The organism is Bacillus sp. NEAU-Y102 (assembly GCF_054788175.1).
In genome coordinates, this window is sequence record NZ_JBTWFK010000001.1 from 467,770 (window position 1) to 481,043 (window position 13,274).

General features: G+C 37.7%; 8 protein-coding genes. 2 read left to right on the forward strand and 6 right to left on the reverse strand.

All coding sequences use genetic code 11. The features are described from left to right. Positions 1-268: 268 nt before the first annotated feature. The 3 genes from ACYFX0_RS02255 to ACYFX0_RS02265 all read right to left on the reverse strand — a co-directional run bounded on the left by ACYFX0_RS02255 (position 269) and on the right by ACYFX0_RS02265 (position 1,709). Complete coding sequence (locus ACYFX0_RS02255) at positions 269-889, reverse strand: acetate uptake transporter (protein WP_460269779.1); 621 nt, start codon at positions 887-889, stop codon at positions 269-271. An 86-nt stretch (positions 890-975) separates the two neighbouring features. Continuing rightward, on the reverse strand, positions 976-1,371 hold the full coding sequence (locus ACYFX0_RS02260; protein WP_000620834.1) for an NUDIX hydrolase: 396 nt from the start codon (positions 1,369-1,371) through the stop codon (positions 976-978). After that, complete coding sequence (locus tag ACYFX0_RS02265) at positions 1,368-1,709, reverse strand: ASCH domain-containing protein (protein ID WP_001268365.1); 342 nt, start codon at positions 1,707-1,709, stop codon at positions 1,368-1,370. The genes ACYFX0_RS02260 and ACYFX0_RS02265 overlap by 4 nt, the downstream gene beginning before the upstream one ends. Positions 1,710-1,819: 110 nt before the next feature. Between ACYFX0_RS02265 and ACYFX0_RS02270 the strand changes: the two genes are divergently transcribed. Next, complete coding sequence (locus tag ACYFX0_RS02270) at positions 1,820-2,377, forward strand: CatB-related O-acetyltransferase (protein ID WP_000966310.1); 558 nt, start codon at positions 1,820-1,822, stop codon at positions 2,375-2,377. A 49-nt stretch (positions 2,378-2,426) separates the two neighbouring features. Here ACYFX0_RS02270 and ACYFX0_RS02275 read toward each other — a convergent pair whose 3' ends face one another. Next, positions 2,427-9,899: a DUF7507 domain-containing protein gene (locus tag ACYFX0_RS02275; RefSeq protein WP_001115905.1), complete on the reverse strand. Its 7,473-nt coding sequence runs from the start codon at positions 9,897-9,899 to the stop codon at positions 2,427-2,429. Between the two features lie 116 nt (positions 9,900-10,015). Between ACYFX0_RS02275 and ACYFX0_RS02280 the strand changes: the two genes are divergently transcribed. Continuing rightward, a complete protein-coding gene (locus ACYFX0_RS02280; protein ID WP_001271058.1) occupies positions 10,016-10,765 on the forward strand; it encodes a (S)-benzoin forming benzil reductase in 750 nt (249 codons plus the stop codon). A 35-nt stretch (positions 10,766-10,800) separates the two neighbouring features. Here the strand turns inward: ACYFX0_RS02280 and ACYFX0_RS02285 are convergent, their stop codons facing one another. Then, positions 10,801-11,634 carry a GNAT family N-acetyltransferase gene (locus ACYFX0_RS02285; RefSeq protein ID WP_106081757.1) on the reverse strand — a complete coding sequence of 278 codons (834 nt, stop codon included), beginning with the start codon at positions 11,632-11,634 and terminating at the stop codon, positions 10,801-10,803. A gap of 66 nt (positions 11,635-11,700) precedes the next feature. Beyond that, complete coding sequence (gene argH / locus ACYFX0_RS02290; protein WP_247727477.1) at positions 11,701-13,209, reverse strand: argininosuccinate lyase; 1,509 nt, start codon at positions 13,207-13,209, stop codon at positions 11,701-11,703. Positions 13,210-13,274: the final 65 nt, after the last annotated feature.

Below are 13,274 nucleotides of genomic sequence, written 5' to 3' on the forward strand. Positions count from 1 at the left end.
TTATATTAATAATGAGAATCAATTTCAATTGATTTTTTCTACTTTTATTTACATTACTTATTTCAAATAAAGTGAAACTTTAATGAGTGGGAGTTTTGTTCATCCCCCACTCATTATTAGTTGAACCAATCGGACTTTTACGGGCTGCAGGGCCCTCACCTAACTTCTTTGCTTCCACTGAATTTTGAGGTGGGGGGTCTTACTGCCCGGCAAATAGCGGGATAAATAAAAAAGCACAGATGACTATACAATCATCTGTGCTTTTTTATTACTTTTTAAAAATACCAAAAGGCTTTCCTACTGGTAAAACAACTTTTCCAAAGTGTGTATTTAACACTGCTGCTGCTGAACCGTAGAAAGATAATAATGAAATAAGAAGTTCAGAATATGCTGCTAAATTATGCATTGCGTGCGGCATAGCACCTAAAGTACTTAATGAAAGACCAATAAATAAGAAATCAATAAGGACAAAGATCATAAATAATACTTTATGTGTTTCCATTGCACCAATCGTCATAAAGATTGTGAAAATCAAATATCCGATAAAGGCTACACCAAGCTGTTTTGAATCTGCAGCTTGTGCTAATTTTTCGCCAAATACTCCAAGTTGAATTAACCAAGTCATTCCAACACCTAACCAAAATAGGCCGTACGCACCAAATGCTGTCGTACCGAATGTATTGTTATGCTTTGCATCGTGAATGCAAGCAAAGATTTGTGCAAATCCTCCTAAAAAGATTGCCCATGGTAATACAAGTGAAACGCCATCTGTTAAGCCTAACTTTTGAGATGATGCTACAAGTGTTACCATTGCTAATCCAAATAGACCAATTCCAGATGGATCCGCTGTTGTCATTTTCACATGATGTGTAGTAGTTTGATTGCTCATATAAACCTCCTGATTATAAACATACTCGAATACAATACTTAAATCAGAAGCCTATGTCAATGGTTTTTTTTGTATGTTGTCAGACGTTATATTTTATAATGATTAAATATATTTCCGACCACTTCATAAGGTTTTATATTCACTTTTTCCAACTCGTTTATCGGTAGCCATAACGGAATATAACTTCCTCTACCTTCCCGCTGAAATTCCTCAGCTGTTCCACTTCCGAACACTCCGCCTGTAATATAGGCACCATAATAATATTCATTTCCTTTATATTTTACCTTTGCAATAAGGTGCTCCACTTTTATATGTAGCCCTAATTCTTCATATACCTCTCTTTTCGTTGCCTCTTCAGGCGTTTCACCTTCCTCAACCCCTCCGCCAGGAAAAACATAATATGTTTCCTCTTCTCGAATACGTTTTATAAGAGCAATTTTCCCTTCCTGTACAATGATAGCCGCCCCGCGATTTCTTATCATTTTATTTCCTCAATACGAATCGCGACTGTTCCCCACTCTTTTTCTTGTTCTTTCGTATATATTTTGTATGTACTTTCTAACATTTCCTCTAAACTATCATTCTCACAATCCAATAATTTTTTATCAATTTGTTCATACATAGATTTAAAGCTCTCGTATCGCTTTATTTCCGTTACTTTTACCGTCATCATTTCTGTCGTCGTAAGATTCGTAAATACGATTTCATCGCCTTTGTTTATTAGTTGACGTTTTTTATCGTATAGGCGTACTTCATATACTTTTTTTCCTGATTGAATTGACTGAAACGGTTTATTATATAAACCCATTTCGTATCGCATACATCCCACTCCCTTTTTTTCATTTCACCTATTAATACAGTTCACATTACTACATCTTGCATATAATATTCCATACGTATCGCTTAATTGAGAAAGGAGGCTGAAGAAGCATGTTATATTTAAATCAAAAACCTGAATATAATAAATATGATATTGGTGATTATACTTATAGTAAAGTAGGGCCAACCATTTTTTCTTGGAACGATGAAACAAAATTAAAAATAGGTAAGTTTTGTTCATTAGCAGAAGAAGTCGTTTTCATACTCGGCGGTGAACATCGCGCAGACTGGATAACAACTTATCCATTTAATGCACTTTTTGATGAAGGAGCACATATTACTGGTCACCCTTCTTCAAAAGGTGATATCGTAGTCGGCAATGATGTATGGATTGGTTATCAATCCTGCATTTTATCTGGTGTTACAATTGGTAACGGGGCCATTATCGGCGCCAGAAGCGTTGTTACAAAAGACGTACCCCCGTATGCAATTGTAGCTGGTAATCCTGCAAAATTTGTTCGATATCGTTTCCCACAAGAAACGATTGACAAACTAGAGAATCTCGCATGGTGGGACTGGGACATTTCTGTTATAAAAGGAGCCATTCCATTACTACTCTCCGACAAAACCGACGAATTTTTCACCTCACCCGAAAATGAATCTATATGATTAAAACAGAAAGAGCATCCAATTATTTTTCAGGATGCTCTTTCTGTTTTTATTTTTTATGTCCATGCAAATGATTACACGGAGAACATTGAAATGGAATTTTATCTAAGCAATTAAAGTTTGTTTCACAAATTTGTTCAATCGTTGGAACAAATGGAATGACAACTATGTTACTTTCTACTATTTGTGTAACAGGTGGCAATACTGTGCCTACTTGATGTTCAAAACGAATACTCGCTTGATTTATATAATTTCCTGAGCCATTTGGCGCGCTCTGTACTGCTACTTGGAACGAAACTGTCCTTGCTTCACCAGGATTTAAAATTCCGATAAGAAACCCTACTGCCGGGCTTACATTCGGCACTGGCCTATTATCAACCGTTACACTTCCAGGAACAAATCGAACACTACTATCTAACATATCTTGAAAACGAATATTTTGCATTACAGTATCACCCGTATTTGTGATGACTGTCGTAAACGTAATGACATCTCCAATTGTTGCTGCCTGTAAATCTGCCGTTTTTACGACTGTCGTTGAGACATTTTGAGGAATAAACGGGATAACAACTGTATTACTATCACCTTCAACTACTACTGGCGGCTCATTCGGATTTACAGTTGCGAGCCCATTCGCTGTAGCGGTATTTGTAACTAAATTATTTACTTGCCCTCCTGTTATTACAACTTGGAAATTAATAATTGCTGCATCATTTGGCTGAAAATCACCTAACGGAATACCAGTATTCGGATTAGCAAATGGAAGAGGTACATCATTTACCGTTACCGTACCATTTATAAATAGCGTATTCGGATCAATGATATCTGTTAACACAATATTGGTCACAGGAACTGTACTATCATTTATAACAGCGATTCCGTAAGTGACAACATCCCCTATCATTGCTACTTCAAAGTTTGCTCCTTTTGCAACAAATAAGATTGCAGTATTTACCGTTACAATAACTGTATTGCTCGTGTCCATCACTGTAACTGGCGGCTCTCCTGGTACTAAAATATATTCTGCTAACGCTCCAGCAACGTTTACTACTGTTCCACCATCCGGAAAACTTGTAATCGTAGCTTCATATGTTACAAGTGCCGTCTCACCAACTGGTATATCAGGTATCGTAAATCCAATCTGCGGATTTAACCCCGGTTGCGGAACCCCATTTATCGTTACACTATTTGGAATGAAATCAGCTTCCTGAGATAGCACATCGATAAATTGAACATTCATTGCATCAGCAGTACCAGTATTTAATATACGAACAGTATACGTTACCGTTTCTCCTACACCAACAACTGAATGGTCTACTTCTTTTAGCATATCTAAGCTGCCTCTATTTACCGGCGTAACCGTCGTATTACTTGAATTTGTAATTGTAGACGGAGGTTCTCCTGGAATCAATTCGAAATCTCCCGTTACTCTTGCTGTATTCATAACGCTACTAGAAGGCGGAACTGCGATTACATTTACTTCAAATGTAATTAATACACTATCCCCTACTGCAAGATCAGGCAATGCAAAGCCTACAAATGGATCTAAACCTACTTGCGGAACCCCATTTATTTGTACACTTCCAGGAACGAATTCTAAACTAGGTGATGGAACATCGATAAACTGAACATTCGTTGCTGTTACCGTTCCTGTATTTGTAACTTGCACACTATACGTTAACGTATCTCCTAATCGTGTCGCTTCTTTATTTATAGATTTTATAACGCTGAATCGTCCTCTATTCACTCTAGTTATCGTCGTATTACTCGGCTCTGTTACTACAACTGGTAGTTCTCCTGGCACTAAAGTAAAGCTTCCTGTTATATTTGCAACGTTCGTAATTGTTCCTGATGACGGGATGTTTGTAACTGTCGCTTGAAACGTCACTATAACTGTTTCACCTACCGGTATATCTCCAACTCCAAATCCAGTAATTGGATTTAAGTTTGGTTGCGAGGCTCCATTTATCGTTACACTATTTGGTACAAATGACGCCCCTGCTGAAATGGTATCAACAAACTGAACAGCATTAGCTGTTACTGTTCCTGTATTCGTTATTTGAACCGTATACGTTAATATATCTCCAACGAGAGTAGCAACCCTATTTACTTGTTTAATAACATTAAATTGCCCTCTATTTACAGTTGTAAGTGTTGTATTGCTCGGCTCTGTTACTATAACTGGTGGTTCTCCTGGTACTAATACAAAACTTCCAGTTACATTTGCCGTATTGGCAATTGTTCCGTTTGATGGCGCACTAACAACGGTTACTTGGAAGGTCACTTCTACACTTTCACCTGGATTTATATCTGGAAGCGGGAATCCGTTATTCGGATTGAATCCAGGTTGTAACACACCATCTATCGTTACACTGTTCGGTACGAATGCTATAGAGGAAGGTAATACATCACTATATTGAACATTCGTTGCTGGCACTGTTCCTGTATTTTGAACTACTGTTGTATATGTGATTGTATCGCCTACTGCAACAACCGGCTGACTCACTGATTTTAAAACATTCAAACCAGGCTCATTGATTTCTGTTAATGTCGTATTACTTGTCGTTGTTTCCGTAATAGGCGGTTCTGTTTCACTTACAGCAAATGTAGCTGTAACGTCTACAAAATTAACAATCGTTCCACCTTCTGGTATGCTTGTAACCACTTCCTGATATGTGACAAGTACAAAATCATCGACAGGTATATCTGGAACTGTAAAACCAATGAAAGGATCTAATCCTGGTGCTGGTACCCCGTTTATGCTCACACTTCCTGGTACAAATGCTACACCCGCGGAAGTAGTATCGATAAATTGAACATTCGTCGCTGGCACTGTTCCGAAATTAAAAATCAATACATCATACGTTAATATTTCTCCTACCGTCGCTACTTCTTTATCTACTAGTTTCAATGGAAAAATAAACGCTATATTAATTGTCGTAACGACTAAATTTGTTAATATCGTTTCCGTAATCGGTGGTTCCTGCGGATTTGGTTGTGAAGTAAATGTAACATCTGCATCATTTAATATGACTTCATTATCTGGAATTTCTGTAATCGTCACTTGGAATGTGACCTCAATACTTCCACCAGCGATTAATAATGGAGTAACTGTAAATCCTATTTCTGGATTTAAACCAAGTTGCTGCACTCCACCTATCGTTACACTATTGTCAACAAACGTCGTTCCTTCTGGTATGACATCTTGGAAGAACACATCTGTAACAGGGATAATTCCTACGTTTGAAATGAGCACAGTATACGTTAATACATCCCCAACGGCCCCAGTTGCAACATCAACTGTTTTTGTTGCTGTTACTTCACCAGGAGGAGGTAACGGTATTGTAACTACCGTTGTATTACTTGAATTCGTGGTTGTTACAGGTGGTTGTAAAGGATTTAATAAGAAAGTGGCTGTAGCAGATGCTGTATTTAATACTGCTCCACGTGTAGACGGTGCAACTACCGTAACTTGGAACGTTACTGTCAATGATGTTCCAGCAGCAATATTAGGAAGCGGGAAACCAACATTTGGGTCAAATCCAGGTTGTAGCGTTCCATTTATCGTTACACTGTTTGCTACAAATGTTGTTTCTAAAGCAATTGGATCAAGGAAAGAGACGTTCGTTGCTGTTACTGTACCGTTATTCCGAATGACAACAGAATACGTGTAAGTTTCTCCAAGTGCTGCTTGTTGTACAGATGAAGATTTTTGTATATTTAACTGTGCTGTGTTTACTTGCGTCACTACAAAATTACTATTTGTAACAGTCGTTATTGGAGGGTTTGCTGGATTTATAAGAAAACTTGCAGTAACGTTCGATTGGTTTCTTATATTTCCACCGCTCGGAACACTCGTCACTGTAACTTGAAACGTAATCGTAGCCGTTTGCCCGACCGGAATATTTGGTACCGGGAAACCTAGCATAGGATCCGCACCTTGCTGAACAACTCCATTTATCGTCACACTATTTGTTACAAACGCAGTACCAGACGGAATTGGATCTTGAAAAACAATATTTGTTGCAGGAACAGTTCCTGTATTTTGAATAAGAATCGTATACGTTAACGTATCTCCTACACCAGCTTGTGGTGTATTTACACTCTTCATTACATTAAGTGATCCTACATTCACTCGCGTCACAACAATATTACTAATCGTTACAATTGTAATTGGTGGCTGGAGAGGACTTACCTGGAAATCAGCAGTTACATTCGCATTATTCGGAAGAACTCTATTTGGTGGTACACTCGTGATTGCCACTTGAAAAGTGACCGTCACCATACCTCCTACTGGAATATTAGCAAGTGGAAATCCAATTGTCGGGTTTAAACCTGGTTGAGGTGTCCCGTTTATTGTTACACTATTCGCTACAAAAGTGGTTCCAACTGGAATCGGATCAAGGAATGATACATTTGTCGCTGTCACCGTTCCACTATTTTGTATACGAACTGTATACGTTAACGTATCTCCTACACCGGCTTCAGTAGCACTTACACTTTTCATTACATTTAACCCTGAAGAATTCACAATCGTCATAACAGTATTACTTGGTACTGTTACAGTAATCGGTGGCTCTGTTGGATTTACAAGGAAATCTCCAGTTACATTCGCATTATTTACGACATTATTCCCTTGGGGAATTTCATCAATTAATACTTCAAACGTAACAATAACACTCGCGCCAGTAGGCAAATCATTTAATGGGAATCCAAGTTCTGGATCTGCCCCTTCTTGTAAAACACCATTCACAACTACACTATTTTCAATAAATAATGTCCCTTGTGGAATTGAATCTTGGAAAAATACATTTGTAGCTGGTACACTACCTGCATTTATAACTTCGATTGTATATACTAAAATATCCCCTACAGTTGCAACAGCCGTATTCACTGATTTCACAACTTCAAAGTTCCCTGTTTGTACTGTCGTATTCACAACATTACTCGGAACATTGATGGTTACTGGTGGTTCACTCGGATTCACTTGAAAACTTGCTGTTACATTTGCTTGATTTAAAATATCTTCATTTTCTGGATCCTGTACAATTAATACGTCAAATGTGACTACAACTGTTTGAGCCGCAGGAATATTCGGAAGAGAAAATCCTGTATTCGGATTCAATCCACTTTGCGATACTCCATTAATTGTTACAGAATTTGCAACAAATGAAACAGCAGAAGAAATAGGGTCTTGGAAAAATACATTTGTTAACGGAACGTTTCCTGTATTTTGGACGGCAATTGTGTATGTTAAAGTATCCCCTACCGCCGCTTGCGTTGTATTCACTTCTTTTATTACATTTAAACCGCCTGTATTAACTTGTGTCACAACTGTATTCGTTTGTCTATTAATTGTTATCGGTGGCTGATTCGGAATAACGACGAAATTAGCAGACACATTTCCGCGATTCGCAATCGTACCTCCCGATGGTGTAGATGTAACTCGTACTCGAAATGTAACAGTCCTACTTCCGCCAGGAGATATATTAGCTACTGTAAACCCAGTTGCTGGATTTGCCCCAGGTTGTGAAACCCCGTCCACAGTCACACTATTTGCGATAAATGTCGTTCCAATTGGGATCGGATCTTGAAAAATAACGTTCGTCGCAAGTACATTTCCTGTATTTTCAATTGTAACAGTGTACGTAAGAACATCATTTACCGTCGCAAAAGCTCTATCCACTGTTTTTCTCGTTCTTATATCAGCTATGTTAACGGTCGTAACTACAGTGTTACTTGTCGCTTGCCCTGAAACTGGTTGTTGACCAGGCACTGGAGTAAAGGTAAATGTAGCACTTGCACGATTGGGAATTGGATTGACAAGAGGATTAGATGTTACTCGAACTTGAAAGCGCACTATAGTCGTTTGCGAAGCATTAATACTTCCAAGATTTATACTACTTGCTGGATTCGCTCCTGGGCGTGCTACTCCATTCACTGTAACGCTATTTGGAACAAATGTTGTTCCAGCAGGTATACTATCAACAAAAATAACATTGTTTGCAGTAACGTTCCCATTATTTGTGACATTAACTGTGTACGTTAATACATCATTAAGCGTTGCCGTCTGTAAATCTACAGATTTTTGCATACTTATAGTCGCTTGATTCACTGTCGTTTGTACTGTGTTTGAAGAAGACGTACTTGTAATAGGAGGACTACTAACGAAAGGACGGAATTGATATGACACCATTGCACGATTTGGAATAGGATTTGGGTTCGGAAACGATGTTATTCGTACTTGAAATGTAACAATTCTTTGCGTGTTATTTGGGATTGTGCCTAAATTAATTCCATTAGCAGGGTTCGCATTCGGCTGTGTTACTCCACCTACTGTTACACTACCTGTAACAAACGTCGTTCCGTTCGGAATACTGTCTTGTAATATAACATTTTCTGCACTTCCTGTACCTGTATTAGGAACTGTAATTGTGTAGGTAAGAATATCTCCAACTCCTGCAACTGTTCTATTGACCGATTTAACAGGATTAATAATTGGCCCCGTTGCATCAATTTGAACCCCAAAACCAGCTGCAGCGTATCCATCTCCATTAGTAACGAATCGAACCGTTGCTGATGTTTGATTGTTTACTAAAGATGAGGAGGCATCTACATTTGTAATATCCCACCCCTGTCTTCGGACGGCCAAAGCTATCCCTAACGGCTGATTCAAATCTCCAAACGTGCCACTCGTATCTAAATTTCCACTGTCATTACAAATTTGTGACTGAAAAAAATTATTCGCAGGATTTCTCGGTCCGAATAATGCAACTGTAGCATTTGCATTCGGTCCAAAGCGAAGTTGATCTCCAACAATGTTAGAATCACCTTCTTGAGCAGTTACGAGCACTCGTCCTGTTACAGCTCCTGTAGCTGGAGTAGCAAATCCTGAAATAGTGGCATCAACTGGTGGTGATGAAGCATCAATAATTTCTTGACCTGCATATACTGACAAATTTCGAAGTGGTAAATTGGCATTTTGATACACAACCTCAAGCGTCCATCCAGCTGAACGACTGATTGTTGGGTCGGCTGAAGTTCTTGCAGCTGGCACAGCACCCGTTGTATATGTTCCTGCTCCACCTGCACTAACAAGATTCGTTACATTGGCAGAGCGAGCATAATAAAACTGGTTTCCTACTGAACCTTGCTGCGCGGTAACAGGATCTGGCGTAACAGAAAACGTCCCTGCTGGCGTTGTAAATGTAATGTTATCATTTAAAAATGGTAACACATCTTCCGTATCAGTCCGGAACGTACCAGCCCAAACTAATTCTGCATATAACACACTGCTTCCCGCTGGAAGATTTAAAATTGCACTTGAAGAATTCAATTCCCATTCATCTGTTGTCCCTGCTGGGAATCCTGGTACTTGCAATGCTGTATTTACTGTCGTAAACACAGCAAGTGTACCAAAAATATTACCTGGTGCAGGTGATGTAGGACTAAGTCCCAGTGTATTCCCAGTGAACGTGACGGCACCAGGTACTGTTGTCGTAAAACGATTTATAAAAGGCACACAATCATCTCATTTCATTTATAGTAAAAAGTGCTCTATACTATAAAATGTAGACAACCTATGGGATGTACGTTGTCCAACAAAATTCCGCACATATGAGAGGAGTTTATAAAACTATGCGCTATGTTATTATAACAGGAACTTCACAAGGTTTAGGGGAAGCTATTGCCACGCAATTATTAGAAAAAAATACAACTGTCATCTCTATTTCTAGAAGAGAAAATAAAGAGCTTACTAAACTTGCAGAACAATATAACAGCAATTGCATTTTTCATTCCCTAGATCTTCAAGATGTACATAACTTAGAAACTAACTTTAAAGAGATCATTTCATCTATTAGAAAAGAAAATGTATCCTCTATTCATTTAATTAATAATGCGGGTACAGTTGCACCTATGAAGCCAATCGAAAAAGCTGAAAGCGAACAATTCATTACGAACGTTCACATTAATTTACTTGCACCTATGATTCTTACATCTACGTTTATGAAGCATACGAAAGGCTGGAAAGTAGATAAACGCGTTATTAACATTTCATCTGGTGCAGGAAAAAATCCTTACTTTGGCTGGGGCGCTTATTGCACAACGAAAGCTGGTGTAAATATGTTTACACAGTGCGTAGCAACTGAAGAAGTAGAAAAAGAATATCCAGTAAAAATCGTCGCTTTTGCACCTGGTGTTGTTGATACAAATATGCAATCACAAATTCGTGAAACAAATAAAGAAGATTTTATAAATTTGGACCGCTTCATTGCATTAAAAGAAGAAGGAAAACTATTATCACCTGAATATGTTGCGAAAGCTATTCGTAACTTACTAGAAACTGAGGACTTCCCTCAAGGCGAGGTTATTAGGATTGATGAATAATAAAAAGGCGTGCTATTTTAGCACACCTTTTTGTTCTACTTCTCTAAAAATATAAGCACAGACTCCGCAATTTGCTCATAACCGATTTCTTGATAAATTTTATTAGATGTCGAATTCGCTAGATCAGTATATAACGTAGTCGTCTTGTACCCTTCATCTAACATACGTTGACTAAGTGCCGCTACACAATTAGATGCGTATCCCTTTTTCCTTGCTTCTTTCGGCGTATATACAAAATTAACTGTTATATTATTTTTAGTTGGTCTCGTTTTTGCAGCTACAGAAACGAGTTTCCTATCCACTTCCAAACCAAACAGTCGATTTGTAGTTATTAATGTATGCGCAGTTTGTTTTGCTTCTTCTTTCGTAGTAGGAAGCTTTACATCTTCACAAAATTGATATATCCACTGTTCTATTAATGGTAATTCATCATTATTTACTGCCCGGAAAAGTCCGTTCGCATTACACCTCTTCTTTACTCTGTTCAGCTCATACACACCTTGCTCCATTGCAACATTCGTTTTCTTATTTTCTAATACCGCAATCTCTTCCGCTAATTTCTGTACAATTTTCTTATTACCGATCAATCCAGGAATATCCGGGTATACTTTCGTTAACTCTTTTGCAAGTTCCTCAATAGCTACTCCTGCAATTTCAGAAGTTGCAACAATGATTTGTTTCTTCTCTTCTGTTTGCAGAAATACAACGGCAATTTCTTCTCCTTGTTTCGCTATCCCCATAAATATCGGTTCTTGGACCATTTGTAATACACCTAATATGAGATTGTTTTCCTGCTCATTCTTTTCTAGAAATGTTGTAACATCTTCTTTAAAATGAAAAATCTCTTCATATACATGTAATTGAATCATCGACAATCTCTTCTCTCTATTTATAGTTTCATAAAGTATTGGCGATTAATTCACTAAATTCCTCTTTTACGATTCAACAATATTCAAAGTTAATGAATTCAAATTCGTTTCAGCTTGTAAAATTCTTTGTTTTTCCCTTTCAAATACCTCTTCTTCATTTTGAAATGACTCTTTTCGATTTTTAATCATGCGCTCCATTTCTTTTTTACTCGGTCCACCGTATACATTTCTTTTTTGAATAAAAGCTTCTGGCGATACAATTTCTTCCCACTCTTTTTCTAATAAATGTATTTTAAACTTTTCTTGTAAGTATATATTTACATCTTTTAAATGTAATTCATGCAGCTCCTTTTGTTGCTCCAATGACATTTTCGCAATAACACTTGCTGCATGATGCGCCTGCCGAAATGGAATGTCATAATTTTTTGTTAAAACATCTGCGAAATCAGTTATCGTAATTGCATGTTTATAGGAACGACTTTTCAACGTTTCTTCTTCTACTTTCATCGTTCGAACAACTGCATTCATCATACAAAAAACACGAATGGTCTTTTCAATTCCTTTATATAAATACGGCTGCAAGTCATCTTCCGTATCGACAATATCACCAAATGGCGTATTATGGATCATTTGAAATACTGTAAATGCTTCTCCTAAAGCACCACTCGTAATTGCACGAGCGTGTTCAATTGAAACTGGATTTCGTTTTTGCGGCATTATACTACTGATTTGTACATATGGGTTTGCAACAGTAATACCGTCATATTCTTTCGTTGCTAACAACAAAAAGTCATGAATCCACCTACTCGTGTTCGTCATCATTACCATAAGTAGCGAGCTAACTTCCAATAAATAATCCGCCCCGGCAACAGCATCATATGAGTTCTCAATTACATTTGTAAATCCAAGTAGATGAGCAACTCGTTCTCGTTTAATCGGGAAACTTGTTGTAGAGAGTGCAGCCGCCCCCATTGGAGACTGATTTAAAAGTTGGTACGTTTTTTTCATTCGTTCTAAATCTCTTTGCATCGTATCATAAATTGCTAAAGTATAATGACCAAATGTTGTTGGCTGCGCTGGTTGTGTATGTGTATAAGCTGGCATAATCGTTTCCTTGTGATTATCGGCAAGTTGTAATATACTTTCTTGCAATAACAAATGATGCTCCATTAACCGTAGTACATATCGCCTTAAACTCATGCGATACATCGTTACACCCATATCATTTCTACTCCTACCAATATGCATATTACTTACAAAATCGCATTTCGCTTCTTGAGAAATTAAATGTTCGACTAAAAAAAAGAGGTCTTCATGCTGCTCTGTATATACCAATTTATCTTTTGGTATTCGCTCTACTTTTCTAAGTGCGTTTAATATAACTTTAGCTTCTTCTATTTTCATTAAACTTTCTTCAGTCAACATCGTAATATGTGCTTTATGCACTTGAAACATATCTTTCAATAAGTAATTTCGTTGAAAATCAAATACATGTTGTAATACACAATCCACATATGTTTTTCCAGGGAAATCAGCGCCTTCACTCTTTATAAACTCTTCCTTACTCTGTTTCATCACCTTTTCCCCTCTCACCTAAGTATTACTACCCATCATACCCAGAGATAGAAAAAAAGTGCTTG

Coding starts and splice junctions, on each gene's coding strand:
- ACYFX0_RS02280 (WP_001271058.1), top strand. CDS start 10,016: ATGCGCTATGTTATTATAACAGGAACTTCACAAGGTTTAGGGGAAGCT.
- ACYFX0_RS02255 (WP_460269779.1), bottom strand. CDS start 889: ATGAGCAATCAAACTACTACACATCATGTGAAAATGACAACAGCGGAT.
- ACYFX0_RS02285 (WP_106081757.1), bottom strand. CDS start 11,634: ATGATTCAATTACATGTATATGAAGAGATTTTTCATTTTAAAGAAGAT.
- ACYFX0_RS02265 (WP_001268365.1), bottom strand. CDS start 1,709: ATGCGATACGAAATGGGTTTATATAATAAACCGTTTCAGTCAATTCAA.
- ACYFX0_RS02260 (WP_000620834.1), bottom strand. CDS start 1,371: ATGATAAGAAATCGCGGGGCGGCTATCATTGTACAGGAAGGGAAAATT.
- ACYFX0_RS02270 (WP_000966310.1), top strand. CDS start 1,820: ATGTTATATTTAAATCAAAAACCTGAATATAATAAATATGATATTGGT.
- argH (WP_247727477.1), bottom strand. CDS start 13,209: ATGAAACAGAGTAAGGAAGAGTTTATAAAGAGTGAAGGCGCTGATTTC.